Origin of the sequence: Sphingobium sp. DN12 (genome assembly GCF_051058005.1) — a bacterium.
Lineage (GTDB): Bacteria > Pseudomonadota > Alphaproteobacteria > Sphingomonadales > Sphingomonadaceae > Sphingobium > Sphingobium yanoikuyae.
This window is the reverse complement of sequence record NZ_CP173717.1, coordinates 374,656-400,198: the sequence shown is the minus strand read 5'-3', so window position 1 is coordinate 400,198 and position 25,543 is coordinate 374,656. Positions and strand designations below refer to the sequence as shown.

Here is a 25,543-nt window from a genome sequence, read left to right as displayed (position 1 = left end):
AGGGGGACCATCATGAACAAGCATCAGCCCGACCATGCCAACCAGCCCGCTAACGACAATGTGATCGCGTTTCCCACGTCGCGCCGGGTGCGCCCTGTCGAGGCCACGGACGACGATCGCTATTTCATCGAGGTCAATGGTCGGTGGTGGTCGCGATCGGAATGGGCGGACTATGAGGCCCATTTGATCGCCAGCTTTGGCGGCTGCCAGTAAGTTCATACACTTTAAGAGCCTGCCTTGAATTTTATGCGTAACGAGCGATGCGCCTGATGAGAACGAGGGCAGCGGCGGCATAGAGTATCAGATAGGCCTCATAACGAGCGCAAGTGAGATTACTGGTCAGGGAATGGATTTATTCATCTCCCGTAGCTAGACGATCGATCCCAGAAGGGGGATTACTAGATGAATCATCTAATAATTTTGGCAGCGGCCTTTGCCTGCGCGCCAGTCAGTGCTCAAGTCACTTCTAACACCAGTTGTTTGGTCAATGGACAGTACGTAAATTGCACGACCCAGACGCTGCCAGATTACATGGGGCAGGCCCAGCGCGGCATTGAAAACATGCAACAGCAGCTTCAGGCGATGTCAGATGCTGCGGAGCGGAAGAAGGCTGCCGAAGCCTCTGAACGCATCAGAATTCAACAAAGCAACAGAGCATATATTCGGCAGCGTGTGGGCGAATTGGCTGCGGCTGGTGACTGCCTGAATGCAAGACAATTCGCGGTTACGCATGGGGAGTTTCAACTCCACTCTGAAGTCGATAGTTATTGCAAGCAGCGGGAGAACCAACAACAGCAGCGTGACGCTCAGGTCGCCGCTACTTCCGCGAACGTGGTGCCAAAAGGGGTGCTCCTTAACCGTCGAACCGATCTTGGTAATGGGAAAATGAAGTGCGAGTTCGCGAACGGCTTTGTCCGTGAAATTTCAATTGACGGAGATTGCTTTAAGCCGTGATCCAAATGATGGCTTTCAAGGTCAATGCCGCCCCTCGGGATCATATCGCAGTTCGGCCATACACCGTTACGGTAGCGTTCTGACACAGCTTCTAAGTTCATTTTGGTCGCGCTGGAGAACAAAGAAAAGGCCCGCCATTGGCGGGCCTTTCTGTGTCAGGCAGCCATCGCACGTTCTGACTGGTTGATGACCGTGTCGAGATGATCGGCCCACAGTATTAGCGCCCGCCTCTTTTCTGCGTAGTAGTCATTGCGATCATAGGTGCCTTCGACACCACCCAGAACGTGGCTCAGCACCCGCTCTATATGATCCTTGGCGACCAAGCGGTTGCCGCGCTTGTCCCGCAGGCCGTTCATCATGGTCGAGGCTGTGCGCCGCAAATCATGGAAAGACCAATGCGCCACTTCGACGCCATCGGCTGCCGCCAACTTTGCCACTGCTGCCTTGATAGCCGCCTGCCGCTTCGAAAAGCACGTCAGGTGAGTTTTGCCATGATCCACCGGAAACAGATATTTCGATGTCGTCGCTTTCAAACGACGATCAACGATTTCCCATGCTTGATCCGAAAGCGGCACGACGTGCGCACGGTTGTGTTTCATCCGGTCTGCGCTGATCGTGATGTGCCGCGCCGCGAAATCAACTTCGCTCCGAAGCGCACCGATTATCTCCAGCTTCCGCTGGCCGGTCAGCAGCGCCAGTCGGTAACCGTCCGCCCAGATTTCTTCTTCGCGCTCCAGCGCACACCACAGATATCGGATTTCCGTTACGGACAGGCAACGGTCGCGCGCTTCCAACTTGGATACAGGGAGGTCTTCCGCAACATTGATCATCAGACCTGTCGCGCGCTTTTCCAGCTTCGCCCATTTGAAGAACGCTTTGATGTAGCGCGTCGTCGAATTTGCCGCCCCCATATGGCGGGCATCGCGCAGCCCTTGGATGACATCGTAAAGCACCTCCTCCGTCACTTCATTCATCATCGTGTCACCGATTTCGTCAGCCCATAGCCTCTTCCACATCCCTTCTTTCTCGACGATGGTCCGGGGCTTGTTACGCGCTTTGCCGTGGACGTTGGTTCCTTCCTTCAGGCCGCCGATATAGCGATCCCAAGCTTGCTGACAGGTCATACCCGCGCGCTTTGCCTCAACCGCTGGCGCAGCATCCGTGGCCGCCAAGCCACCGCCATATTTGACATGCACATCAATGCCTGCGTCGTGATCGGCTTGGATCACACCAGCCTTTGCGCGAGCGTCCGCCAGCCCTACGGCTGGAAATTTTCCCAGCGTAAGCGTCCGAGGCACACCATTCACCCGCGCCTGCCAGCGCCAAATCTTGCTGCTCTTGGAGACGACCAGCGAGAGCCGGTTACCCTTGGGGTCTATGTATCTCGCACTCTCAAATTTCAGTGCGATCAGCGCCTGATGATTCCACTTCAGTTCCATAATCCGACCTCTGTCGAATCATACGCATCATCATACGCTGGCGGGGTTGAGGGGCGCGGACGTTACCCAAGCTTACCCTCAGTTACCTCGACCGTATGATAAAACGTATGATGCGAGGCGTTTCCGCCCCCGTGAAGCAACAAGGTCAGAGCTTCAAATCTTTGATTTTATTGGAGAAAATGGTGCACCCGACGGGATTCGAACCCATGGCCCTCAGATTAGGAATCTGATGCTCTATCCTGCTGAGCTACGGGTGCACGCAGCGCCGGCTCTATTATGCGCGGCGCGCGCGGTCAATTCTTCGCTTCGGGCGGAATCACCGGAAAGGGCAGTTGCGCGACATTGATGCCTTCCTCGGCCAGTGCCTTGGCCTCGGCCGGGGCGACCTCGCCATGGATGCTGCCCTTGTCCTGCTCGCCATAATGCATGGCCCGCGCCTGCTCGGCAAAGCCGCGCCCGACCCATGTGGAGCCTTCCAGCACCTTCTTCTGTGCGTCCGCCAGCGCCTCGACCAGCGCGCGCATCTTCGCCTCGTCCGGCCCGGCCGCCACCGGAGCCGTCTCCGCTTCGGCCGCCGGCTGCTGCTGCTGCGACGGCACGATCTCGCGCCGCTGGTTGCCCTTGGCCGCCACCGCCGGCGCCATCAGCGCCTTGCCGATGCGCGTGTCGCCGCACAGCGGACAGGCCAGCAGGCCCCGTTCCTTCTGGTCCGCATAGTCTGCGCTGGAGCCGAACCAGGCCTCGAAGACATGGCCCTGGCCCTCGCACTTAAGGTCGAAAACGATCACCTGATCTCAACATCCTGCGGTATCACGCGCCGATTGGCGATAGCGGGCACCCGCCCGCGCACCGCCTCTACGCGGCTCAGGTCAAGATCGGCAAGGGCCAGCCCCGCGCCCTCGCCCATGTCCAGCAGCACATCGCCCCACGGATCGACCACCAGGCTATGGCCATAGGTGGTGCGCCCGTCCTGATGCGTGCCCGCCTGCGCGGCGGCGATCAGGAAACAGCCCGCCTCGATCGCGCGGGCGCGCAGCAGTACATGCCAGTGCGCCTGCCCGGTCGGCACAGTGAAGGCCGCCGGCGCCAGCAGCACGGTCGCCCCCGCATTGGTCAGCGCACGGTAGAGATCGGGAAAGCGCATGTCGTAGCAGATGGAAAAGCCCATCCGCGCCCAGGGCGTATCGACCGCCACCACGCTTTCCCCCGGCCCATAGACCGAGGATTCGCGCCAGCTCTCGCCCGACGCCAGGTCGACGTCGAACAGATGGATCTTGTCGTAGCGCGCCCGTATTTCGCCCTGATCGTCGATCATGAAGCTGCGATTGGCCCAGCGCCCGTCGCTGCGCGCCTCTTTCAGCGGCAGCGACCCGATATGGACCCACAGCCCCTCGCGCGCCGCCGCCTCGCGCACCGCCGCCAGCACGATATCGTCCGCCTCGCTGCGCAAGGTTTCCGCCGCGCGCTTGCGATCGCGGTCCAGATAGCCCGCCATTTCCGGGGTGAAGAGCATGTCTGCCCCCTCCCCCTTGGCGCGCGCCGCCGCCTCCTCAATCGCGGCGGCATTGGCGGCCGGGTCGATCCCGGTCGTCATCTGAAAAATCGCGGCGCGCATCGGGCGTTACAGGCCCAGCAGCGGGTCGAGCTTGCCCTCGCGGCTCAGCGCGGCGAGGTCGTCGCTGCCGCCGATATGCTGGCCGTCGATGAAGATCTGCGGCACGGTGGTGCGTCCGGGCGCCCGCTCCAGCATTTCCTCGCGCCTGGGGCCGCCCAGCGAAATATCATATTCCTCGAAGGCAACGCCCTTGCCCTCCAGCAGTGCCTTGGCCCGCGCGCAATAGCCGCACCAGTCCTTGGTATAGATTTCGACCTTTGCCATTATCTTGGTAAAACTCCTTTGCCCCGAAATTGGGGGGAATGCGCACTTTGTCAATCGTCGCCAGTTCTGGGTAACGCCCGCGCCCAGCACAGCAGATGCACCTCGCGCGCGCCGCCGGCCTTCAGCAGCTTGGCGCAGGCCGCCGCCGTCGCCCCGCTGGTATGGACATCGTCGACCAGCCATATCACCCGCCCGGCCAGCTTATGGTCCGGCCCCAGTGCAAAGGCGCCGCGCACCGCCTGCGCCCGCTGCTTGGGGTTCATCCCCCGCAGCGGCTGCGTCCGCTTCACCCGGCGCAAGCCATGCTTGTCCACCGCCAGCCCCGTCAGCCGCCCCAGATGATCGGCGATCAGCGCCGACTGGTTGAAGCCCCGCCCCCACAGCCGCCAGCGATGCAGCGGCACCGGCACGATCAGCGCGTCCTCCATCTCCGGCCGCACATGGCGCAGCATCTGCCCCGCCACCAGCCGGGCCAGGCCGATCCGCCGCCCATATTTCAAGCGCAGCGCAACCGTCCGCGCGACATCGCCATAGGCCAGCACCGCCCGCGCACTGTCGAACGGCGGCGGCTGGGCCAGGCATGCGCCACAGGCCGCGCCCTCGCCCATCTCATGCGCGAACGGCAGGCCGCAGCGCGCGCAGCAGGGCGGCCCCAGAAACCACATCCCGCTCCAGCAATCCAGGCAGAAACCATGATCCGCGCCGACGATCGCGCCGCAACCGGGGCAGCGGGGCGGAAGGGCATAATCCATGACCGGACGCATCACGGTCTTGAGAAGCGGGACCAGCGACATCATCTGCCTTGTCCCCGCTTCGTCCCCGATGCACAAGGCCCGCCATGACCGCCCCCGAAACCCGCCCCGACATTTTCGACCGCGCCCTGCGCGCCCGCCACCGCGACCGGATGCTCGGCGCCTTTGCCGATCACGACTTCCTCCACCGCGCGATGCTGGACGAACTGCTCGAACGGCTGGCCGATGTGCAGCGCGACCTACCCGAAGTGCTGCTGATCGGCTGCCCGGATGGCAGCGCGAAGGCCGCGCTCGAAGCCATGGGCAAGCGCGTCGCCTGCGCCGATCCCGGCTTCCTCGCCGCGCAACGGGCCGGCGGCGTGCAAGCGGACGAGGATGCCCTGCCCTTTGCCGATAATAGTTTCGACCTGGTCATCGCCTGCGGCACGCTCGACAGCGTCAATGATCTGCCCGGCGCGCTGATCCTGATGCGCCGCGTGCTGCGGCCCGACGGTCTGATGCTCGCCGCCTTTGCCGGCGCAGGCAGCCTGGCCCGCCTCAAATCCGCCCTGCTCGCGGCCGAGGGCAACCGGCCCGGCCAGCATGTCCATCCCCAGGTCGATGTCCGCTCGGCCGGCGATCTGCTGAGCCGCGCCGGCTTCGCCATGCCGGTCGCCGATGGCGAGACGCTCAATATCCGCTATGGCGACATCGTCCGGCTGATGCATGATCTGCGCGGCATGGGCGCGGGCAATGCGCTCGCCACCCGCCCCCCGGCCCTGTCGCGTGATGTGCTGATGCGCGCCGCCGCCCATTTCGCCAACGCTGCCGATCCCGACGGCCGCATCGCCGAACAGATGGCGCTCATCTATCTGTCCGGCTGGAAGCCCGACGCCAGCCAGGCCGCCCCCGCCCGCCGCGGCAGCGCCACCGTCTCGCTCGCCGCCGCGCTCAAGGGCAAGGACTGATCCTCAGGCCGCGACGCTCAGGAAGCGGGATCGCTTGCCCCGGTTATAGTCGCGATAGAAGGCCATGAACTCGTCCGCCGGCAGCGCCTTGGCATAATACCAGCCCTGCGCGAACTGGACGCCGGCCTTGCGGACATAGGCATCCTGTTCGCGCGTCTCCACCCCTTCGGCGATCAGGTTCAGCTTCAGCGCACGCCCCATGCCGATGATATGGGGCGTGACCACGCTGGCCGCCGCATCCCGGCCGATCGCATCGATGAAGCATTTGTCGATCTTGAGCGCGTCGAGCGGCAATGTTTCCAGCAGCGACAGGCTGGAATAGCCGGTGCCGAAATCGTCGATCGCCATCAGATGCCCGGCATCGCGCGCGCGGGCGATGGTCGCGCGGGCCGTGTCCGGGTTGATCAGGCTGCGCTCGGTCACTTCCAGCCAGATCTGGCCCGGCGCGATGCCGGCCTTGGCAATCTCGCGCTTCAGCACGTCCAGGAAGCGGCCGCTTTCCAGGTCGCGCGCGGAGATGTTGATCGCCACATGCACCTGCTGTTCGGCCAGCAGCATGGCGTGCAGGTCCGCCACCACCTGCTCGATCACATGGTCGGTAATGTCCAGGATCAGCCCGCTCTGTTCGGCCAGCGGGATGAACAGGTCGGGTGCTATCCACCGGCCATCGGGCCGCCGCCACCGCACCAGCGCCTCGGCGCCCACGCAATAGCCGGTCGCAAGCTCGATCAGCGGCTGATAATGGACCTGGAACTCGCGCTTGCGGATGGCCAGCTTCAGTTCCTTTTCCGGCGACAGGCGCTGGCGCGACACCCACAGGATCAGCAGCATCAGGATCGCGGACGCCACCAGCCCGATCGGCAACAGCAGGCGCATCTCGCTGCCCAGCTTCGCATCGATGGCGCTGCGATCGGCAATGGCAAAGGCGGTCAGGTCGCCGCGCTGCACCGATGCATAGATGTCCGTATCGTCCATCCCGGTCATCGCCTGCCGGCTCAATTGTCCCACCAGCCCGTCATTGGCCCGCCCGGTAATGGCGATCAGCGTCCCCTGCCGCGTCGCGATGCCCAGGATCATGTGGCTGTCGGACAAGACATCGACCAGCCGCTGCGGCAGGATCAGCACATTATGGTCGCGATAGCCCAGCACCATCACCTCGCGGGCATGGCTGATGCGCGGCTTAACATGCAGATGAAGCGCATAACCGCCCGCCAGCGTCGCCGAAGGCGTCCCGCGCCCGATGACGACATCCGCCGGCACCTTGCCCCAACCGGTGCAGGCCAGCCGATCGCCATCATAATGGCCCACTTCCTCCACCGCCCCGCTGTCGATCGCCAACTGGCGCATCCGCTCGATATGACCGACGGAACAATCGCCCTTGCCGACCTGCGCCAGCACATCCTTGGCGTCGGTCAGCACCTGTTCGGCGCGCAGCAGCGTCCAGTTGGCATATTCCTGCATATGCGCGCGCTCGGCAGCGATCGCCCGCTCGCGCGAAAAATGGACGGTCAGTGCCAGTGGAATGACGATCGCCAATATCGCCAGCATCAGGGCCAGAAAGATAATGATCCGTCGCCGCAAGTCCGGCCCCCATCTTCATTCGCCATCGGAGCAGCAAAACCTGCGCCGTCAGCAGAGCAAAGACGAGTATTTATTTTGTTAACGGCCTGTCCTTGCGCGCGAAAGCGCAACGCCCTGTCGCCCTGATGCTCAGCGCAGGCTCAGATAGAGGGTGATGGTCGCCAGCGAGGCGATGGTGGACACCAGCACCACCCGCGCAGTGATGCCCGCTTCCCGGCCATAGAATTCGGCGACCATGAACGGGCCGGTGCCGGTCGGCAGCGCCGCCATCAGCACCGCCGTCGCCGTCAGCACCGGCGGCAGGCGGAAGATCAGCGCCAGCGCCCCGGTCAGCAGCGGCTGCGCCAGCAATTTCATGCCGACCAGAAACCCCACCGCACCCGCCGGCGGCGGCGCGCCCTCCCGCTTCTCGGCAATGAACAGGCCCAGCGCGACCAGCGCACAGGGCGACGCCGCGCCGCCCAGCAGCGCCAGGAACTTGTCGAGCGGCGCCGGCAGCGGAATGGCAAAGGCCAGGAACAGCCCTCCGACCAGCGGCGCCACCAGCAGCGGATTGGTCGCCAGCGACCGTGCGACCTTGGCCATCATATGCCCCGGCCGTCGCTCGCTCTGCATCCCGATCTCGATCAGGATCAGCGCCACGGCAAACAGCACACAGACGGTAATGATCGTCGCCACCAGGGTCGGCGCCAGCGATGCCGGCCCCAATATCGTCGCCGCCAGCGGAAAGCCGATGAAGCCGGTATTGGCATAGCCTGCGTTCAGTCCATCGACCGTCGCATCCGCCAGATGCCGTCCCCCGCGTCGCCGCAGCACCAGCGTCGCGCCAAAGCTCAGCGCTGCGCCGATGCCGAAGACGGCGATGAAGCCGGGCTGCCAGATGTCGCTCCATCGCGCCTTGGCGACAATGTCGAACAGCAGCGCCGGCAGCGCCAGCCACACCACGAAGCGATTGATCTCGCCGGTCGCATGCGGCCCCAGCACGCCGCTCTTGCGGGCAATCCATCCCGCCCCGATCAGCGCGAAGATGGGCAGGACGATCAGCAGCACGGACAACATCGGACGGACTTTCGGGACAGCGGAAACAGCGCTCGCCTACGCCGCCAGATCGATGCATACCAATGCCATTGCATGGAATGATTGATACTGTTTCCGTATGATCGATATTCGCCAGCTCCGCTATTTCGTCGCTGTCGCCGAAACGCTGCATTTTGGCCGCGCGGCCGAACGGCTGCATGTCACCCAGCCCCCGCTCAGTCGTCAGGTGGCTGCGCTGGAACAGGAACTGGGCGTCCGCCTGATCGAGCGCCATTCCCGCCGCGCCGTGCTGACCCCGGCCGGCGCCCGCTTCCTGGAAGATGCCCGGCAGATCATCGCCGCGCTCGACCGCGCCTGTCGCGATGCCCGCGCCTGGCAGTCCGGCGATCTTGGCGAACTGACGATCGGCTTCATGATGCACGCCGCCTATAGCAGCGTGCCCCTGCTCACCCGCCGTTTCGCCACCGCCCATCCCGACGTGACGCTGCACCTGCGCGAAACGCTGCCGATGATACTGGCCGACGGCGTGATGGAGGGGCGCTTCGACGCTGCCATCGGCTTCGATCCCGGTGCCCGGCGCGGCCTCGCCACCAGCCCGCTCTATCGCGAGCCGCTCGCCGCCGTCGTCCCGTCGGACCATCATCTGGCCAGTGCCAGCGCCCTCACCCCCGGCCAGTTGGCCGGCGAACGCTTCATCCTCTCGCCCGCGGATGTGACGCCCACGCTGCGCCGCGCGATCCTGGGCTGGCTGGCCGCGCCACCCGCCATATTGCTCGAAACCCAGTTGCAGCAGACGATCGTCAGCCTGGTTGGCGAAGGGCTGGGCGTCGCGATCGTGCCGGAATCGCTGCGGCGCCTCGCCATGACCAGCGTACGCTTCGTGCCGCTGATCGACGCGCCGATGGTCGAGCAACTGTTGATGGTCCGCCCCGACACCCGCAATCCGGCGCTCGCCCATCTGCGCGCGATCGCCGACAGCCTCCAGCCCGCATGAAACGGCCCGCTGTCCTACAGCGCGCCGAACTGCCATGATCGCGCCCGGCTCTTTCTCAAGTCAGGCAAGCAGCACGACGCAAGGAAATTTCCAACCATCGACATAAAATGTCGAAATGTGCGGGAAATATGCGAAGTTAAGCGGCGATTTTCCTATTTTCCGCCGCCCCTTTCAGGCCACCTCGGTCAGGCTGACAGCGCTTCCGCCCGCGCGTCCAGCACCACCCGGTTCCGCCCCTCGCGCTTGGCGCGATAGAGCGCGGCATCGGCCGCCTTGATCAGTGTCGAGCCGTCGCGCTCCATGCTCTCTTCCCAGGTCGCGACGCCGAAGGACATGGTCGTCGACCCCAGCGTGCGCCCACCCTGGTTGACCATCAGCTCGCTGATCGCCTGGCGGACGATCTCCACCCGGTCGGCCAGCACCACAGCCGATGTGCCCGGCGCAATGATGGTGAACTCCTCGCCGCCAAAGCGGCAGACGACGTCACCGTCACGGAAGCGGCTGCGCATTTCGGTCGCGACCGCCTGCAACACCGCGTCGCCCGCCTCATGGCCGAACTCGTCGTTGAAGCGCTTGAAATGGTCGACGTCGCACATGACCAGGCTCAGCGGGCTGCCGGTGCGCGTCGCCCGCGCAATCTCCAGCGCCAGCGTCTCTTCCATGTAGCGGCGGTTGAACAGGCTGGTCAGCGGATCGCGGATCGTCTGTTCGCGCAGGCCGCGCTGCAGGCGATGGTTGACCAGGGCCGACGCGATATTCTCGGTCAGCACGGTCAGGCGGAACCGGTTCTCGGCCCCCACCACGCCGCGCAGGTACAGCACGCCGATCACCTCGCCGCCGGCCAGCAGCGGTTCGCAATGATAATGGTCCGCCTCGGCCCCGACATGGGCACAGACGATGTCCGACCCCTGCTCGGTCACATAATGGCTCTGCCCGCGTCGCAGCGCCCAGCACTGGTCGGGCGCGAAGCCCGCCTGCTCGACCTCCAGCCCGCCCCAGGCCGCGATCGGCACCAGCAGGTTGCGGGAATTATTATGGGCATAGAGGGCGCCGGGAATATCGGGCAGCACGCGCGGCACGAACACCCGGATGATCGACGCCAGTTCCTCGTCGGTGCGGGCCGCCTGCATCCGGTGGGCCATGCCGCCCAGCAGTTCGATCACCTCGCCGCGTTCGCGCAGCACCTGCGCATTGGCGCTCAGTTCCTGGTTGGCGATCTTCAGCCGCCCCTCGCTGTCCACCTGGTCGGCGACCGCCGCCTCCAGCTCGCGCGCCATTTCATTATAGCCGCCGGCCAGCCGCTCGAACTCGCTCGACCGCATCTCGACATCGATGCGCGCGCTGCGGTCGCCCGCGCCCAGCTTGCCCATCACCGTCATCATCGCATCGACCGGACGACGAATGCCGCGGATCAGCGCAACGCCCATGATGACGATGATCGCCACCGTCAGCGGCGTGCCCAGCAGCACCAGCCAGCGAATATAGTTGAGCCGCCGTTCCACCGCGCCCATGCGCTCGACCGACAGCGAACGCTCCTCGGCCAGCAGATCGCCGACCCGCGCCTCGACCATCAGCATAAGATAGCGGCCGCGTCCGGTCGCAGTCGATGCCTGCGCCCCGGCAAAGTCGCCCGCGCGGGTCATGGCCGCCGATTTCTCCAGGCTCGCGGCCCGTTCCGTCACCAGCGCGCGCACCTGCTGCGCCCGTTCATTCTGCGGCGGATTGTCGGCCGTCAGCCTGACCAGCGCGGCGGCATCATGCTTGGCGGCGGCGATCTCGGCGGCGACGGTCTCGGCAAATTCGGGGTTGCGAGTCAGCACATAGCCGCGCTGTCCCGACTCCGCTTCTTGCAGATGGCCCAGCGTCCGGTTCGCGGTCTTGAGCACCTGCGAGGAATGGGTCACCCAGCCCAGGCTGCCGCGCATCTGCGCTGACCCGTCGAGCAACAGCCCGGCGAGCAGCACCATCACCACGCACAATATGCCGCACAGCACCACAATCCGATGGGACAATGATCCGACCAACTGACACTCCCTGGGTCCGCAAGCCCATCGCCTTTGGTCAATCGCTTCGCCGATGCAACATGAATCATTGTTTTTTAGGGAGAATTGCGACCGATCGAAGACTCCTGCCTCAGCCTGCCCCTTGTAGCACAGCCAGGCTGCCAATCGTCGGCGGGTCGATCACGTCCCGTCCCGTCCACGCCTCGCCTTCCCGCACATAATCGACATGACTGGCCCGGCGAAACGCGTTGCCATCCCAGACGATCACCTGCAGTTCGATCGCATTGTTGCGCCGGACATGCAGCCAGTTGAAGCTTTGCGGCTCCGCATTGCGCAGCCGGGTCGATGTCGCCGTCCCCGCCTGGATCACCAGCGCCCCGCCGCTATGCGCCACCATCTTCTGCGCGGCCTCCGCATAGGTGCGGTGAAAATGCCCGGCCAGCGCGACATGCACCCCCGCCTCGCACGCCGCCTGCACCGCATCCTCATGCCGCCCCACCGCCTCGCTCAACTCCCCGCCCCGGCCGATCGGCATGGCGAACAGCGGATGATGGGTCACCAGGATGCGGGTCTTGGCCGGCGCGACCTGCGCGAAACTCTCGCGCAGCCGGTCCATCTGGTCATGGTTGATCCGCCCGTCCTTGATCGTCAGCGACCGGGCGGTGTTGAGGCCCAGTATCGCGACCTCGTCATCCTCGTAGAAGGGACAGAGATCGCGGCTGATATAGCGTTTGTAGCGCGCCAGCGGCCGGGCGAAGCGGCGCACCACGTCGAACAGCGGCACGTCATGATTGCCGGGGATCACTAGGATCTTCAGCCCCGCCGCGCGCAGGCGATTGAGCCAGGCTGCCGCCGCCCTGAACTGCTCCACCCGCGCCCGCTGGGTCAGGTCGCCGCTGATGACGACCAGGTCGGGCCGGCGTTCCTCCAGCCAGGCGGTGGCGGCGTCGACGATGCGCGGATCATGCGCGCCGAAATGAATGTCGGACAGATGGGCGATACGGGCCATGCCTCCCCAACGAATCCATCGCTATTCGTTTCCGATGGACCCGAAATCGCCGCACGGTGTTATTGCGGCATGGAAACGAAAACGCTCCCCCGGCAGGCGATCCTCGTCGTCAACGCCCATAGCCGACGCGGCCAGGACAATTTCAATCAGGCAAGGGAAAAGCTCGAAGCCGCCGGCGTCGAGCTGATCGCCGCCCATGCGGTCGACGATCCCGAACAGATGGCCGCCACCGTCCGTCAGGCGGTGGAAAGCGGCGCGCCGATGGTCATCGTCGGCGGCGGCGATGGCTCCATGTCGGGCACGGTCGACGAACTGGTCGGCAAGGATTGCGTGTTCGGCGTGCTTCCACTCGGCACCGCCAACAGCTTCGCCCGCACATTGGGCCTGCCGCTCGACCTCGACGGCGCGGTCCGCGCCATCGCCACCGGCCAGCGCCGCCGCGTGGACCTCGGCATGATCGATCGCGACTATTTCGTGAACGCCGCCTCATTGGGCCTGTCGCCGATGATCGGCCAGACCGTGCCGCACAAGCTCAAACGCTATCTCGGCCGCATCGGCTATCTGCTCTGGGCGGTCAAATGCTCGGTCGGCTTCCGCGCCTTCCGTCTGACCATCGACGACGGCGTCAAGGAACGGCGCCTGTGGTCGACCGAGGTGCGCATCCTCAACGGCCCCTATCATGGCGGGGTCGAGCTATCGGACCATGCTGCCGTCGATACCGGCGAGATCGTGATCCAGGCCGTCGTCGGCCGCTCCAAGCCGCGCCTTGCCTGGGACTGGTATGCCAAATTCTTCAAGCTGCGCGACCGCAACGCCCATACGGAGGAATTTCACGGCCGCCAGTTCAGACTCGCCTGCCACCCGCCACAGAAGATATCGATCGACGGCGAAGTGCTGGCAAAAACCCCCGTCACGGTAAAGATCGCCCCCGGCGCCGTCGATGTGGCGGTGCCACGCGACTAGGTGGCGAGGGCCAGTCCAGATTGTCGAGAAACGATCAGAAGTGGACATTCCTCCCCGGCACGGGGAGGTGGCAGCGCGAAGCGCTGACGGAGGGGCAGGAGCCTCTTAGCGCTGAGCTATCCGGCCTGTGCCCCTCCACCACTCGCTACGCGAGCGGTCCCCCTCCCCGTGACGGGAAGGAATGTCTTGTTCCCACCCATCTCAACCATTCAGCGGGCACCGAAACAGCCCTGCTCGGCCGATCTCAGGCGGCCAGGCGCAGGAAGGGCACCGGTTCGGTCGAACGCAGCAGGATCGGCTTGCCTTCCGACGCGCGGAAGATTTCGCCGTCCAGGATCACGCTGCTCTGCGCACCCTCGATGCGGATCGTGTCGCCCTGCTCCAGATGGATGCCCTGCATCTGCTGCTTGCCCATCCGGCGGAAGACGCTGGCCCACACCAGGCGCAGCAGCGCCGACACGCTCTGGTCGACCGCCATCAGCTTCATGTTGCCACGGCGGCTGTCACCCGGATCGACGCCGAGCAGCAACCGCTCCAGCGTGGTCACGATCAGGACCGAAAAGCGCCCCGCCAACTGCCCCTCGCGCATCAGCGAGATGCTGACCGGGTGGCTGGATTGTGGCAGGAATCGGGCACGAATACCGAAAACCAGCGACGCCAGCACGGCGAGCGCAGTCAGGAAATGGCTGAATCCGTTGGACAGGCCCAGCGGATAGATCTTGTCCCGGCAATAGAGGATATAGTCGGCCAGGCCCGCACCGCCCAGGAACATGCCCAGCACCGGACGGGTCGTCTGCCCGTCGGTCAGCGCGATCAGTTCGCGCTGCACGACATGGTCGCCCAGCCCCGACTTGGCGATCTCGACGATCCGCTCCAGCGCCTTGATCGGATCGCCATGAATGCCCAGGTCCAGCGCGATCAGGTTGGTCTTGCCATTGGGCAGCACCGCGATCGGCGGCACCCGACCGCAGAAATGCTCGCCCTGATAGAGTTCGGTCAGCGCCGCCTGCACCGTCCCGTCGCCGCCATTGATGACGATGACGGCCGGATCGACCCGCGCAATCGTCTGCAGCGCGCGGCCGATCTGGTCGACATGCTCGACCTCATAATGGAAGATGTCCGGGTTGTTGGCACAATAGCTGCGCACGCGCGGCAGGGTCTGCCGGTTGCCCGTGGACTTGGGATTGGACAGGAGCGCGACGCGAACCATGACGACCTTACATATATTTGAGGTTGATGGTGATCCGGGTCACGCCCGGTCCAGCATAGAAGGCGGCCTTGTCGACCGACGGCTTGCCCAGATTGAAGATGTTGATCGACGGATTGTTCGAAAAGCCGCCGCCATCCCGCGAAATGTCGGTCTTGCCATTGCCGTCCCGGTCATGGCGCACGGCGATGCCATATTTGCCCGGCTCCGGGATCGGCATGCAGAATCGCATGCCGCCTTCGGACGGGCGGACCACGGTGTCGATCCGGTTCAGCCATTCGCCCTTGGTCAGCCAGCTCGCCTTGGTGGCGTGATAGGACTGCATGCGCACGCGGCCGGTCGCCTCGGCAAAGCCGCGCACATCGACCAGCACCGCCGGCCCCTTGGCCGACGCGGCGCAACGGGACAGATCGTTCGTGATTTCCTGACCATGGGCCAAGGCAGGCGTTGCGGCCAACAGAACCGCCACCGGCATCAGACCCATTGCAACTTTCAACATGACCATCAGACTCCTGGAAGCTATAGCCGCCCGATGTGATCGGACGGCGAGCCCCTGTTCGCCCCGCGACTCTTTTATTAGCTGACTCGCATATGGGCGGGGTTTGCGGCCAAAACATGGTGATGGGACGACGACATAGAGAAATGCTGACTGCCATCGACCGATATCTCGCCCGCCTGATCGCGCTGCCATTGCTTGGCACGCTGGTGATCGCCGCGATGCTGCTGGTGCTCGACAAGATGTTGAGCCTGTTCGATTTTGTCGCGGCCGAAGGCGGCCCCGTCAGCGTCGTGTGGCGCATGCTCGCCAACATGCTGCCCGAATATCTCTCGCTCGGCATTCCGATCGGGCTGATGCTCGGCATCCTGCTCGCCTTCCGCAAGCTTGCCACCTCGTCCGAACTCGACGTGATGCGCGCCGTCGGCCTCTCCTATGGCCGGCTGCTGCGCGTCCCCTACATGTTCGCCTTCGCCCTCGCCCTGCTCAACCTCGGCATCGTCGGCTGGGTCCAGCCCTTGTCCCGCCACGCCTATGAAGCGCTGCGCTTCGAACTGCGCTCGGGCGCTCTGGGCGCGTCGATCAAGGTCGGCGAGTTCACCAGCCTGGGCAAGCGCATGACCCTGCGGATCGAACGCAGCCTGGACGAAGGACGCAACCTGCGCGGCATCTTCGTCCGCGCCGTCGGCAAGGATGGCCAGTCGGTCGCGGTCACGGCTGCCCAGGGCGCCTTCCTCGCCACCGACGATCCCGACACCATCATCTTCCGCCTGCGCGACGGCGTGCTGGTGAACGACGCGCCCAAGTACAAGACGCCGCGCATCCTCTCCTTCTCCAGCCACGATCTGCCGATCGACCTGCCGCAGATCGAGAATTTCCGCGGCCGCGACGTCGACCGGGAAAAGACCCTGCCCGAACTCTTCTCGATGGGGCGTGATCCCGCCACGCCGACCAAGTTGCGCAACGAGGTCCGCTCCAACTTCCACTTCCGCATGGTCGAAGTGGTGATGATGATGCTGCTGCCGATGGCCGCGCTCGCCTTCGCGATCCCGCCCAAGCGCTCGACCTCGGCGCTCGGCGTGTTCCTCTCGATCGTCTTCATCGTCACCTATCACAAGATCAACCAATATGGCGAAAGCATCGGTTCGCTGGGCAAGATCGACCCGATCATCGCGCTATGGGGGCCGTTCCTGCTGGCGTCCGGGCTGATCTTCTGGATGTATCATGTCATCGCCCACCGCCCCGGCGGACAGCCTATCGCGGCGCTGGAATATGCCTTCGCCAAGCTCGGCAAGCAGATCGGCCGCCTGCTCCGCTTCGTGACGCGGCGCGGCGAGCCGGCGCAAGGAGCAGCCTGACCCCATGCAGTTCGATTTCTTCCCCTCGCGCCAGGTCAGCTGGTACATGGTGCGGCTGTTCCTGACCCGCACGCTCGCCGTGCTGGCCATGCTGGTGGTCGTGCTCCAGATGCTCGACCTGCTCGGCAATTCGGGCGACATCCTCGCCTATCCGGGCAATGGCGATGCGCAACTCTGGCATTATGTCGGCCTGCGCGCGCCCCAGATCGTAGCCCGCTTCCTGCCCTTCTCGGTGCTGCTCGGCACCCTCATCATGCTGGCGACGCTCAACCAGAATAGCGAGATCATCGCGATGAAGGCGGCGGGCCTCTCCGCCCAGCAGATCCTCGCCCCGCTGATCGCCGCCGCGCTCGGCGTCTCGGTCCTCAGCTACGCCTTCAACGAACGGATCGTTGCCCGCTCGACCGCGATGCTCAGCGCCTGGCAGGCGGTCGACTTCGGCCCGGTGCCCGCGGACAGCGGCATCAAGACCAATCCCTGGGTGCGTGACGGCAATAATCTCGTCACCGCGGCGATCGTCGCGGGCCATGGCCAGGACGTGCAGTTGCGCAAGGTCGAGATCTTCAACCGCATCAACAACAGCCTCACCACCATCATCACCGCGCCCAAGGGCCATTATGACGCCGCCAGCAAGAGCTGGGTGCTGGAAGGCGCGCGCCAGTTCGACGTCGCCCGCGGCACGCTCCAGAATGTCGGCACCGTGCGCTTCGGCAGCGACATCCGTCCCGACCAGTTCACCCTGGCCAAGGTCGATCCCGACGCCCTCACCTTCAGCGAGTTGCAGGCGGCGATCGGCGACCTGCACGATGCCGGGCGACCGACCGCGGAACTGGAAGGCAGCCTGTGGCACAAGCTGTCCGGGCCGCTCTCGGCCGTGCTGATGCCGATCCTCGGCTCCGTCGCCGCCTTCGGCCTCGCCCGCTCGGGCCAGCTCTTCCTGCGCGCGGTGATGGGCATGGCGCTGGGCTTCGCCTATTTCGTCGCCGACAATTTCTCGCTCGCCATGGGCAATCTGGGCGCCTACCCCCCCATTCTCGCCGCCTGGGCGCCCTTCCTCCTCTTCCTGCTGCTCGGCGAGACGGTGCTATTCAGAACCGAGGAATAAGCGTGGTTAAGGGCTGGCAAATCCCGTCATGCCAGCGAAGGCTGGCATCTCAGGCATGCGAACGCCATATCAACGAATAGCGAGACGGCCGCCCCCCTTCTACCACCGCCAGAGCCCCCAGCCTTCGCTGGGGCGACGAAGTCAGGGTGGCTTACGGCCATCCCACCAACGTCATGCTGAACTTGTTTCAGCATCCATCAAGCCTAACAAACCATTGGTCTATTGGGAGGAATGGACCCTGAAACAAGTTCAGGGTGACGATGATGGGATGGGCGGTTCTTGGTCGCTTCCCGCCGTCCCCGGTGCGCAGCTTTCCTGCTCGGACATTCCCTGATTTGGAAGCCAGGTCCGATCACGCCCTTTGCCAGTTAAATCACGACCACCTGATCGCAGCAAAAGCGTCGCCCCACGGTCGCCGCGCAACCCGCCTCCCCCGTCCACCCACAAAAAAAGGCCGGCGTTTTCACCGGCCTTCTTTCCTGTCCCGATCCACCGCGATCAGCGCGCGTGCATCGTGCTCCGGGCGATCTTGGCGACCAGCGGGAACATGCCGGTGTAATTGCCCTGGCGATAGGGCGAGTCGATGTCGAGCGTCGCCATCAGCTGCCGATGCGCGGCCGCCAGATTATGATAGGGCACGCTCGGCAGCAGGTGATGCAACGCATGATAGCGCAGGCCGACCGGCGCCCACAGTTCGGGCAGCGTGCCGGGCGGCGGCACATTGACCGAATCCAGATATTGCGCCGTCACGGTCATCGCCTCGCCCTCATTCTCCCACAGATGGGCGACCAGCGTGCGCAGCTGGTTGATGACGGTCATCGCCGAATGGATCGCCATATAGACGAGCAAAGGCTTCCAGCCGAAGGCGAACACGCTGCCGACCAGCGCCAGCGCGAACAGGCAGGCGCCCGCTTCCTGCCAATGCCACATGCGGGCGAAATCGCCCTCAGGCGCGCGGCGGCGATAGGCGGGATTGATCGACAGCGCCGAAAACTCCGCCACCACCTTGCGCCGCAGCGGCGGGATGAGGAGGCTGAGCGGCGTCAGCACGCCGAAACGCAGGATCAGGCCAACCGGCGCCAGCGCGGCCACCACGATGAACAAGGGCAGCGACCAGGGCTTCATCAACGCCAGCGGCAGATATTCCGGGTCTTCCGCCGTGCCATAACGGGTGCGGGCATGATGCTGGGTATGCACGCCTTCATACAGGAAGGACGGGATCATCAGCGGAATGCCGACCAGCAGATTCCAGCCGAAGCGGAAGCCGGGCAGCACGCCCTTGCGGATATGGGTCAGCTCATGGATGAAGCTGGCCGCGCGATAGAGCGCCATCATCGACAACAGGGCACAGCCGATCGCGATCGCCACATTCTGGGCCAGAATCGCGCCGGCCAGCGCGCCATAGCCGATCAGCGCCGACGCCAGCATGTCCGGCCAGTAGATGGCCGGGTTCGCGGTCGACAGGGTGCGCGTCAGATCCGCGGCAGCGCGCAGCATCTTCGTATCGTCGGGTATAGCCGACCGCGTGCGCGACGCGGCGGCCAAAATGGGATCATGCACAGTCATGCTGCCTTCCCTACACTCCAAATGCGCTGCAATCGTGGCAGCAACGTGACATATTCACCCCGGTTTGGGCTGCTTGAAAATGCGCGAAAGAGCGCATTTTCAAGCGCCGCACCGGCCCACACCCCCACCCGGCCTCCCATCAGGCTACCATGTCTGGGTGGCCGGGTGGGGGTGTGGGCCGGTACAGATGCGCCAGAGGCGCATTTCCGGACCGACTCTTAGCGCCCCTGCCCCGGCCCGAGATTGACATTCCGCAAACAAGCGCCGAACTGCTCGACACATTTCTTCAAGGGCCTGCGCCGTGGCATCAACCGATCTCCTCATCACCCCCGTTTCCTCCAAGGCCGATCTCAAGGCTTTTGTCGACCTGCCCTGGCGGCTCTACGCCAATGATCCCAATTGGGTGCCGCCGCTCAAGTCCGAAATCTACGGCCTGCTGACGCCGGGCAAGAATCCCTTCTTCGACCATGCCGAGGCCCAGTATTTCCTCGCCCGGCGCGGAAACAAGGTGGTCGGCCGCATTTCCGCGCATTTCGACAAGCTGGCGCTGGCCCAGCCGGTCGAACAGGGCATGGGGCCGGGCACCGGCAATTTCGGCCTGTTCGAGGCGGAAGATGCCGAAATCGGCGCCGCCCTGATCGCCGCAGCCGAAGGCTGGCTCAAGGCCAAGGGCATGACCCGCGTGCTCGGCCCGATCTCGCTGTCCATCTGGGAAGAACCCGGCCTGCTGATCCAGGGCCATGACCATCCGCCGACGGTGATGATGGGCCATAACAGCGCCGCCTATCAGCCGATGGTCGAAGGTGCCGGCTATCAGCCGGTCAAGCAGCTCAAGACCTATGAGCTTGACATCACCAAGAATTTCCCGCCGCTGATCGAGCGCATCGTCGCCTCGGGCGAAAAGAGCGCGCGCATCACCATCCGCAAGGTCGACAAGTCGAAATTCGATCAGGAAGCGGCGATCATCCTGGGCATCCTCAACGACGCCTGGGGCAAGAATTGGGGCTTCGTGCCGATCACCGACGCCGAAGTCGCCTTCACCGGCAAGAAGCTCAAGCCGCTGGTGTTCGAGGATCTGATCATGATCGCGGAGCTGGAAGGCGAACCGGTCGCCTTCATGATGACCCTGCCCGACCTCAACGAGGCACTGAAGCCGCTCAACGGTTCGCTCTTCCCGTTCGGCTGGATCAAGCTGCTGCGCTGGCTGCGCAAGCCGCAGGTCCGCACCATGCGCGTGCCGCTGATGGGCGTGGTCCAGCGGCTGCAATCGACCCGCATGGCCAGCCAGCTCGCCTTCATGATGATCGAATATATCCGCCGCAACGCCCTGGCCCATTACAGCGCGACGCGGGGCGAGATCGGCTGGGTGCTGGACGATAATCAGGGCATGAACGCGATCGCCGACGCCATCGAATCCAGGGTCAACAAAATCTATCAGGTCTACGAAAAGACGCTGTAAGGCGGCGGGCGCGCCTCAGCGCCCGCATCCATCCGCCTGCAAGGCCATCATCACCCGCGCCATCACCATGCCCAGCCGGCGCTGGGCATCGGTCACCAGATGCAGTTCGTCCGCCTGCCGCTCAAGGCCGCCGGTCGGCACCATATAGGCGCAGCGCAGGGCGATGTCGCGCTGCGCCGCCTGCACCATCGCCCATCCCGGATAACGCGCGACATGCTCCGGCGCCGCCGGCCGATCGGCGATCTGCGCGACGATGAACGGCAGCTCTGCGCGTCCCAGATCCCGCCGAAAATGCCCGACCAGATCGGCCAGCGCAGCGCCATAGCCCGTTGCCGCCGTCTCATTTTCCGCGTCGCTCTCGCCCTGATACCAGAGGATGCCGGCCAGCCGTCCGCGGACCGATCGTACCCGCGCCAGACACGATCCATAGAGCGTCGTCCGATCCCCGCCGGGCCGCCAGCGCGCGATCGCGCTGCCGCCCTTGGCGCAGGGGATCAGGAGGATGGGCCGCCGCTGCCGCGCGATCAGCGCGCGGGCAAAGAACAGCCCCGGCCCGACCGCCGCCAGCCGGTCCGCCGACACCATGTCCTGCTGCCCCTGCGCACTGTCGATCGGCTCCATCGCCGGTCGCACGATGCCGTCATTGCCCAGCATCGTCACGCCCGGCACCGGCGCCCTTTCCGCCTCGGTCAGGTCCGCCATCGCGCCCCGCCCCGACATGTTGGACTGGCCGGCCAGCACATAGATGTCGGGGCGGGGCGCCGCGCCGCCGGCCGAGCCAGCCGCGCCGATCAGCGCGGTCAGGCCCAGTCCGGCAACCCGCCAGCTCAATAGCTGTAGCTCAGGCGGATGCCGCCATAACGATGGAAATCACGCGGCACATAGCCCTGGATCGCCGTCGTCCCATAACGGTTCGACACATCGTTGATCAGGTAGCGATAATGCTGGTCGAACAGATTGTTGATGAAGCCCATCACCTGCCAGGACTTGTCGGCGCTGCGCAGGCCGAGCGCGATGTTCACCATCGCATATTCCGGCTGGATTGTGCGCGGATTCTGGTCCAGCGGCACGACCTTGCTCTGCCAGGTGACGGCGCCCTGCGCGACCAGTTCCAGCGGCCCCTGCCCCAACGGCTGGGCATAATCGATATTGCCCGCCAGCTTCCACTTGGGCGAGATCAGCATCGCCTTGCCGCTCAGATCCTGGCGCGGCGGCGTGCCGACGCATCCCTGCGCCGCGGTCTGGTTCACATAGCAGGCCGCGCCGGCAAATTCCTTGAACTTGGCGTCCAGATAGGTCAGCGACCCGTTGATGGTCAGGCCGGCCACCGGACGGATGCTGGTTTCCATTTCCAGCCCCCGGATGCGCACCTTGCCGACATTGGTCAGGCGAAAATTCTGTGTCCCGTCGGCAAGGTTTTCCACTGCCTGGGTCTGGAAATCGCGGAAGTTGGAATTGAAGACGGTGACGTTCAGCGTCACCTTGCGATCCAGCAATTGCGATCGGAAGCCCAGTTCCAGGCTGTCGGACTTTTCCGGGTTCACCGGGCCGGCGTCGGCGCGCGCCTGGTTGAAGCCCGACGAGATGTCATAGGCCTGCCCCTTATGCCCGGTCGCATAGGTGAGATAGAGGTTCATGTCGCGCGCGACATCCTGCTTGATGCCCAGCTTGTAGGTGCCGAAACTGTCGCTGCTGCGTCCCGCATAGACCCGGCTGGCCGCCAGATCGGTGAACACATAATCGATCTTTTCCCGGCTGTAGCGGCCACCGGCGATCAGCGTCGTGCCCGGCAGTGGATCATATTCCAGCTGACCAAAGCCCGCGATCAGGTCGCTGCCGTTGGTCGCATCCCAATTGGCGTTGGAAAAGAGCGGCCCGCGATAGAAGTCGCGGCCAATGTCGACATTGCTGTAATAGGCGCCCAGCGTATAGCGGAACCGGTCCTTGCCGGGCGAAATCAGCCGCAGTTCCTGACTGAACTGTTCGCTGTCGAAATGGCCATATTGGAAATTCTGGAAGCTGCTGATCGCGGAATCGTCGCTGTCGAACCAGTCATGCGACTTGTAGCGGTCATGCGCGGTGATCGACATGATCGTCGGGCCACCCGTATCATAGCTCAGCCGCAGCGACTGGGCGAAATCATTATAGGTGTTGCCGGTCGGAAAATCGATCGACACGTCCGTATTTTCCTTGTCGACCGTGATGCCCGGCGCGAACACATCCTGGGTGAAGGCGGGATTGCCGCGCAGGATCGCATTGTCGCCCAGTTCGATGAAGGGCCGCGTCGCTGTCGTCCGCCCATCGGCATAATCGATCGCCAGATCGGCCTGCAACTCGGCCGTCGGGTTCCAGCGCAGCTTGTTGCGGGTGGAAAAATAGCGGCGCCCGTTCAGCGTCTTGCCATCGGCCAGGTTGCGCGAATTGCCCTTGAAATCATCATAATTGACGCTGGTGCGGAAACCCAGCGTGTCGGTCAGCGGCCCGGAAAGAACCGCGCCGATCTGCTGCTCGTCATCGGTGGTGATCATGCCGCGCACCGACGCGGTCAGCGTCTTGGTCGGCGCCTTGGACACGATATTGATGAGGCCCGCCGAGGCCGACTTGCCATAAAGCGTCGTCTGCGGCCCGCGCAGCACCTCGATCCGCTCGATATCGGAAAGATCGGTGAAGGCGCGCGACTGGAAGGCCAGCGCCACATCGTCCAGAATGACCGCGACGCTCGGCTCGACGCCGGGGCTGAAGGCCAGGGTGCCGACGCCGCGGATCGCGACATTGGCGCTCGCCGGATTTTCCGCCGGCCGAATGCTCAGCGACGGCGACACGCGACTCAGATCGTTGAAATCCTGCACCGCATTGGCCTGCAACTGGGCCTCGCCCAGCACCTGCACCGACAAGGGCACATCCTGCACATTCTGTTCGCGCTTCTGCGCCGTCACGATGATGTCGCCGGCCGACATATCCTGCGCCTGCGCATGGGCCATGCCCGCCAGCGCCCCCGATGCGACGCCAACCAGCAGGCTCGCCATCACGACTGCCATTTTCGACTGCCCCTTCATCAACCTCTCCCGATCCTGTGTTCCAAAGCTGCCACCGGGAGCCATCGGCCGATGCGCCGGTTTGCCCGACTGCATCCACCACAAAGCCCACATTGCGGGACTCGACTCCAGATTTCGAAAAGGCTGTAACTGACAGATCAGGCCAACGCAATATATTGGTCAAACCAATATTGGTGAACACGGCACTTGTCAGACAAATTGGCCTGACAGGTCGATGGCCATGGCGGATGGGTGCGCTCCTGCGGAAGCGGGCCGCCGTGAATCAGCATCGGCGCGATCGACGGTCCGCAGACAGTCGATCGCGCCGATCACGCATTTTCAAAATCGGGTCAGGCGGCGGCCGGGGTCGCCTCGGCCGGCTTCAGATGGCGCGCCAGGAAGTCGAGGCAGCTGCGCACCTTGGCGCTGTCCCCCTGCGCCGGCAGATAGAGGGCGACGATCGGCGATTCCGGCAGCGCGACGGCGGGAAGCACCGTCTGCAACCGCCCCTCTTCCAGATCGTCCGACACCGCCCATAGCGACTTGATGACGATACCGGCGCCATTGAGCGCCCATAGCCGCGCCATTTCGCCATCATTGGTGCTCAGCACCCGGCTCGCCCGGCTGTTGTCCCGCCCCATGTCCATGTCGATCGCGCGCCACATATCCTGCCCGCCGCCAATGACGATCCGGTCATGGCTGGCCAGATCCTCGATCGTGCGCGGCACGCCGCGTCGGCTCAGATATTCGGGCGAGGCGCAAAGCATGCGCGGATTGTCGGCCAGCCGCTTCATGATCAGGCCGCTGTCGGGCGGCGGATCGAAACAGATGGCGATGTCATGGCCGGTCTCGACGATATTGGCCGCCTGTCCCGCCGCCTCCAGATGCACCGCCACTTCCGGGTGCAGCGTCGCATAATGCTGGAACAGTGGCGCCAGCCGGCTGCGGCCCGAATGCAGCGTCGTCACCACGCGCAGCGCCCCGACCGGCTCGGTGGCGTTGCGCATCACCACATTTTCCGCCTGGTCGATGTCGGACAGCGCCTGCCCCGCCTTCTCGTAGAAGATCTGGCCTTCCTGGGTCAGCGTCATGTGCCGGCTGTTGCGGCGCACCAGCATCACCCCCAGGCGCGACTCCAGTTGCGACAGGCGGCGACTGGTCGCGGCAAGCGACAGGTCCAGCCGTTTGGCCGCTTCGGACAGGCTGCCCGATTCGGCAATTTTCACGAAGGACAGGATTTCAGCATAGCGATCGGCCATGCGCAAAAAGCTATGCGCGTTACGCTGCATTGCAATAGGCGCAAGGTTGCAGTTCCGTGTGAAAACATTGCCACGTCTCCCAAACGGCACGGAAATGCGACGGAATTTTGCTGGCGTTACCGCTACCGCAAGGCTGGCTTGCATGGCGTGGACCACGTTGACCGTCGCTTGTGCGTCGCATCATTTTTCGAACAAAGGCCGCCCGTCGGCTCCATTTCGGAAAGGACCGCCATGATCCGCACGCTCGCCGCAACGCGCGCCGCGCCCACGCCCAAGACCAATCAGCGTCTTGCCTGGAACGATATCGAGGCGCTGCCCATCTATGCCGCCATGGCGCTCTGCTTCGCCTGCGCCTGGCTGGCGATCAGCGACAGCACCCCCACCATCTATGCGACGATCCTGAAGGCGGTCGGCATCATCGGCGGCATGGCGCTGCGCCATGCCTGGCTGAAACTGGATGAAGCCGACGGCACGGACATCGCCTGACCTGTAGAGAACC

At 64.4% G+C, this 25,543-nt stretch carries 24 protein-coding genes and 1 tRNA gene; 9 read left to right on the top strand and 16 right to left on the bottom strand.

What is annotated here, in order from left to right; translation table 11 throughout:
* Positions 1 to 12 precede the first annotated feature (12 nt).
* Together ACI6S0_RS01950 and ACI6S0_RS01945 are read left to right on the top strand one after the other, a co-directional pair.
* Positions 13 to 213: a hypothetical protein gene (locus tag ACI6S0_RS01950; protein ID WP_434404752.1), complete on the top strand. Its 201-nt coding sequence runs from the start codon at positions 13 to 15 to the stop codon at positions 211 to 213.
* A gap of 189 nt (positions 214 to 402) precedes the next feature.
* Entirely contained in the window at positions 403 to 954 is a 552-nt protein-coding gene (locus ACI6S0_RS01945; RefSeq protein ID WP_434404751.1) for a hypothetical protein, read from the top strand.
* Between the two features lie 155 nt (positions 955 to 1,109).
* On the opposite strand, the gene ACI6S0_RS01940 is transcribed toward ACI6S0_RS01945, so the two are convergent.
* From ACI6S0_RS01940 to ACI6S0_RS01915, 6 genes are all read right to left on the bottom strand, one after another.
* Positions 1,110 to 2,393: a tyrosine-type recombinase/integrase gene (locus tag ACI6S0_RS01940; protein ID WP_434404750.1), complete on the bottom strand. Its 1,284-nt coding sequence runs from the start codon at positions 2,391 to 2,393 to the stop codon at positions 1,110 to 1,112.
* A gap of 180 nt (positions 2,394 to 2,573) precedes the next feature.
* A tRNA-Arg gene (locus ACI6S0_RS01935) sits at positions 2,574 to 2,650 on the bottom strand.
* 36 nt (positions 2,651 to 2,686) lie between these two features.
* Positions 2,687 to 3,181, bottom strand: a complete 495-nt coding sequence (locus ACI6S0_RS01930) for a DUF1178 family protein (RefSeq protein WP_434404749.1) — start codon at positions 3,179 to 3,181, stop codon at positions 2,687 to 2,689.
* The gene (locus ACI6S0_RS01925) at positions 3,178 to 4,008 is read right to left on the bottom strand and encodes a carbon-nitrogen hydrolase family protein (RefSeq protein WP_434404748.1); all 831 of its coding nucleotides are present in this window, start codon (positions 4,006 to 4,008) and stop codon (positions 3,178 to 3,180) included. Before ACI6S0_RS01925 ends, ACI6S0_RS01930 begins: the two co-directional genes overlap by 4 nt.
* Positions 4,009 to 4,014: 6 nt before the next feature.
* A complete protein-coding gene (gene grxC, locus ACI6S0_RS01920) occupies positions 4,015 to 4,272 on the bottom strand; it encodes a glutaredoxin 3 (RefSeq protein ID WP_434404747.1) in 258 nt (85 codons plus the stop codon).
* Between the two features lie 50 nt (positions 4,273 to 4,322).
* Positions 4,323 to 5,069: a double zinc ribbon domain-containing protein gene (locus ACI6S0_RS01915; RefSeq protein ID WP_434404746.1), complete on the bottom strand. Its 747-nt coding sequence runs from the start codon at positions 5,067 to 5,069 to the stop codon at positions 4,323 to 4,325.
* Between the two features lie 41 nt (positions 5,070 to 5,110).
* Here ACI6S0_RS01915 and ACI6S0_RS01910 point away from each other — a divergent pair, with 41 nt between their 5' ends.
* Entirely contained in the window at positions 5,111 to 5,971 is an 861-nt protein-coding gene (locus ACI6S0_RS01910; RefSeq protein ID WP_434404745.1) for a class I SAM-dependent methyltransferase, read from the top strand.
* A gap of 3 nt (positions 5,972 to 5,974) precedes the next feature.
* On the opposite strand, the gene ACI6S0_RS01905 is transcribed toward ACI6S0_RS01910, so the two are convergent.
* Complete coding sequence (locus tag ACI6S0_RS01905) at positions 5,975 to 7,552, bottom strand: EAL domain-containing protein (RefSeq protein ID WP_434404744.1); 1,578 nt, start codon at positions 7,550 to 7,552, stop codon at positions 5,975 to 5,977.
* A gap of 129 nt (positions 7,553 to 7,681) precedes the next feature.
* Positions 7,682 to 8,611: an AEC family transporter gene (locus ACI6S0_RS01900; protein ID WP_434404743.1), complete on the bottom strand. Its 930-nt coding sequence runs from the start codon at positions 8,609 to 8,611 to the stop codon at positions 7,682 to 7,684.
* A gap of 97 nt (positions 8,612 to 8,708) precedes the next feature.
* On the opposite strand from ACI6S0_RS01900, the gene ACI6S0_RS01895 reads away from it, so the two are divergent.
* Positions 8,709 to 9,584, top strand: a complete 876-nt coding sequence (locus ACI6S0_RS01895) for a LysR family transcriptional regulator (RefSeq protein WP_434404742.1) — start codon at positions 8,709 to 8,711, stop codon at positions 9,582 to 9,584.
* A gap of 185 nt (positions 9,585 to 9,769) precedes the next feature.
* On the opposite strand, the gene ACI6S0_RS01890 is transcribed toward ACI6S0_RS01895, so the two are convergent.
* Both ACI6S0_RS01890 and ACI6S0_RS01885 read right to left on the bottom strand, forming a co-directional pair.
* Positions 9,770 to 11,551: a diguanylate cyclase gene (locus ACI6S0_RS01890; RefSeq protein WP_099232367.1), complete on the bottom strand. Its 1,782-nt coding sequence runs from the start codon at positions 11,549 to 11,551 to the stop codon at positions 9,770 to 9,772.
* Positions 11,552 to 11,717: 166 nt separating this feature from the next.
* A complete protein-coding gene (locus ACI6S0_RS01885; protein ID WP_434404741.1) occupies positions 11,718 to 12,596 on the bottom strand; it encodes a metallophosphoesterase family protein in 879 nt (292 codons plus the stop codon).
* A gap of 69 nt (positions 12,597 to 12,665) precedes the next feature.
* Here ACI6S0_RS01885 and ACI6S0_RS01880 point away from each other — a divergent pair, with 69 nt between their 5' ends.
* Positions 12,666 to 13,559 carry a diacylglycerol/lipid kinase family protein gene (locus ACI6S0_RS01880; protein WP_434404740.1) on the top strand — a complete coding sequence of 298 codons (894 nt, stop codon included), beginning with the start codon at positions 12,666 to 12,668 and terminating at the stop codon, positions 13,557 to 13,559.
* Between the two features lie 244 nt (positions 13,560 to 13,803).
* Here ACI6S0_RS01880 and ACI6S0_RS01875 read toward each other — a convergent pair whose 3' ends face one another.
* Complete coding sequence (locus ACI6S0_RS01875) at positions 13,804 to 14,769, bottom strand: acylglycerol kinase family protein (RefSeq protein WP_004211028.1); 966 nt, start codon at positions 14,767 to 14,769, stop codon at positions 13,804 to 13,806.
* 7 nt (positions 14,770 to 14,776) lie between these two features.
* Positions 14,777 to 15,271, bottom strand: coding sequence for a DUF2141 domain-containing protein (locus ACI6S0_RS01870; protein WP_010337967.1), 495 nt, complete (start codon positions 15,269 to 15,271; stop codon positions 14,777 to 14,779).
* A gap of 137 nt (positions 15,272 to 15,408) precedes the next feature.
* Here ACI6S0_RS01870 and lptF point away from each other — a divergent pair, with 137 nt between their 5' ends.
* Entirely contained in the window at positions 15,409 to 16,620 is a 1,212-nt protein-coding gene (gene lptF / locus ACI6S0_RS01865) for an LPS export ABC transporter permease LptF (protein ID WP_004211025.1), read from the top strand.
* Between the two features lie 4 nt (positions 16,621 to 16,624).
* Positions 16,625 to 17,725: an LPS export ABC transporter permease LptG gene (gene lptG / locus ACI6S0_RS01860; protein WP_004211023.1), complete on the top strand. Its 1,101-nt coding sequence runs from the start codon at positions 16,625 to 16,627 to the stop codon at positions 17,723 to 17,725.
* Between the two features lie 498 nt (positions 17,726 to 18,223).
* On the opposite strand, the gene ACI6S0_RS01855 is transcribed toward lptG, so the two are convergent.
* The gene (locus tag ACI6S0_RS01855; RefSeq protein WP_434404739.1) at positions 18,224 to 19,291 is read right to left on the bottom strand and encodes a fatty acid desaturase family protein; all 1,068 of its coding nucleotides are present in this window, start codon (positions 19,289 to 19,291) and stop codon (positions 18,224 to 18,226) included.
* A 301-nt stretch (positions 19,292 to 19,592) separates the two neighbouring features.
* Here ACI6S0_RS01855 and ACI6S0_RS01850 point away from each other — a divergent pair, with 301 nt between their 5' ends.
* The gene (locus ACI6S0_RS01850; protein ID WP_434404738.1) at positions 19,593 to 20,750 is read left to right on the top strand and encodes an N-acetyltransferase; all 1,158 of its coding nucleotides are present in this window, start codon (positions 19,593 to 19,595) and stop codon (positions 20,748 to 20,750) included.
* Between the two features lie 15 nt (positions 20,751 to 20,765).
* On the opposite strand, the gene ACI6S0_RS01845 is transcribed toward ACI6S0_RS01850, so the two are convergent.
* From ACI6S0_RS01845 to ACI6S0_RS01835, 3 genes are all read right to left on the bottom strand, one after another.
* Positions 20,766 to 21,581 (bottom strand): sialate O-acetylesterase, encoded by an 816-nt coding sequence (locus ACI6S0_RS01845; protein ID WP_434404737.1) that lies wholly within the window; start codon positions 21,579 to 21,581, stop codon positions 20,766 to 20,768.
* Positions 21,578 to 23,788: a TonB-dependent receptor gene (locus tag ACI6S0_RS01840; protein ID WP_434404736.1), complete on the bottom strand. Its 2,211-nt coding sequence runs from the start codon at positions 23,786 to 23,788 to the stop codon at positions 21,578 to 21,580. The genes ACI6S0_RS01845 and ACI6S0_RS01840 overlap by 4 nt, the downstream gene beginning before the upstream one ends.
* Before the next feature lie 347 nt (positions 23,789 to 24,135).
* Entirely contained in the window at positions 24,136 to 25,044 is a 909-nt protein-coding gene (locus ACI6S0_RS01835) for a LysR family transcriptional regulator (protein ID WP_434404735.1), read from the bottom strand.
* 231 nt (positions 25,045 to 25,275) lie between these two features.
* On the opposite strand from ACI6S0_RS01835, the gene ACI6S0_RS01830 reads away from it, so the two are divergent.
* On the top strand, positions 25,276 to 25,530 hold the full coding sequence (locus ACI6S0_RS01830) for a hypothetical protein (protein WP_004211015.1): 255 nt from the start codon (positions 25,276 to 25,278) through the stop codon (positions 25,528 to 25,530).
* The last annotated feature ends 13 nt before the right edge of the window (positions 25,531 to 25,543 follow it).

Excerpts from the sequence above, each read along its gene's own strand:
- ACI6S0_RS01880 (WP_434404740.1), top strand. The coding sequence starts at position 12,666 with ATGGAAACGAAAACGCTCCCCCGGCAGGCGATCCTCGTCGTCAACGCC.
- ACI6S0_RS01890 (WP_099232367.1), bottom strand. The coding sequence starts at position 11,551 with ATGGTGCTGCTCGCCGGGCTGTTGCTCGACGGGTCAGCGCAGATGCGC.
- ACI6S0_RS01830 (WP_004211015.1), top strand. The coding sequence starts at position 25,276 with ATGATCCGCACGCTCGCCGCAACGCGCGCCGCGCCCACGCCCAAGACC.
- ACI6S0_RS01895 (WP_434404742.1), top strand. The coding sequence starts at position 8,709 with ATGATCGATATTCGCCAGCTCCGCTATTTCGTCGCTGTCGCCGAAACG.
- ACI6S0_RS01840 (WP_434404736.1), bottom strand. The coding sequence starts at position 23,788 with ATGGCAGTCGTGATGGCGAGCCTGCTGGTTGGCGTCGCATCGGGGGCG.
- ACI6S0_RS01855 (WP_434404739.1), bottom strand. The coding sequence starts at position 19,291 with ATGACTGTGCATGATCCCATTTTGGCCGCCGCGTCGCGCACGCGGTCG.
- grxC (WP_434404747.1), bottom strand. The coding sequence starts at position 4,272 with ATGGCAAAGGTCGAAATCTATACCAAGGACTGGTGCGGCTATTGCGCG.
- ACI6S0_RS01910 (WP_434404745.1), top strand. The coding sequence starts at position 5,111 with ATGACCGCCCCCGAAACCCGCCCCGACATTTTCGACCGCGCCCTGCGC.
- ACI6S0_RS01875 (WP_004211028.1), bottom strand. The coding sequence starts at position 14,769 with ATGGTTCGCGTCGCGCTCCTGTCCAATCCCAAGTCCACGGGCAACCGG.
- ACI6S0_RS01945 (WP_434404751.1), top strand. The coding sequence starts at position 403 with ATGAATCATCTAATAATTTTGGCAGCGGCCTTTGCCTGCGCGCCAGTC.
- ACI6S0_RS01835 (WP_434404735.1), bottom strand. The coding sequence starts at position 25,044 with ATGGCCGATCGCTATGCTGAAATCCTGTCCTTCGTGAAAATTGCCGAA.
- ACI6S0_RS01925 (WP_434404748.1), bottom strand. The coding sequence starts at position 4,008 with ATGCGCGCCGCGATTTTTCAGATGACGACCGGGATCGACCCGGCCGCC.
- lptG (WP_004211023.1), top strand. The coding sequence starts at position 16,625 with ATGCAGTTCGATTTCTTCCCCTCGCGCCAGGTCAGCTGGTACATGGTG.
- ACI6S0_RS01870 (WP_010337967.1), bottom strand. The coding sequence starts at position 15,271 with ATGGTCATGTTGAAAGTTGCAATGGGTCTGATGCCGGTGGCGGTTCTG.
- ACI6S0_RS01915 (WP_434404746.1), bottom strand. The coding sequence starts at position 5,069 with ATGATGTCGCTGGTCCCGCTTCTCAAGACCGTGATGCGTCCGGTCATG.
- ACI6S0_RS01950 (WP_434404752.1), top strand. The coding sequence starts at position 13 with ATGAACAAGCATCAGCCCGACCATGCCAACCAGCCCGCTAACGACAAT.
- ACI6S0_RS01940 (WP_434404750.1), bottom strand. The coding sequence starts at position 2,393 with ATGGAACTGAAGTGGAATCATCAGGCGCTGATCGCACTGAAATTTGAG.
- ACI6S0_RS01900 (WP_434404743.1), bottom strand. The coding sequence starts at position 8,611 with ATGTTGTCCGTGCTGCTGATCGTCCTGCCCATCTTCGCGCTGATCGGG.
- lptF (WP_004211025.1), top strand. The coding sequence starts at position 15,409 with ATGCTGACTGCCATCGACCGATATCTCGCCCGCCTGATCGCGCTGCCA.
- ACI6S0_RS01885 (WP_434404741.1), bottom strand. The coding sequence starts at position 12,596 with ATGGCCCGTATCGCCCATCTGTCCGACATTCATTTCGGCGCGCATGAT.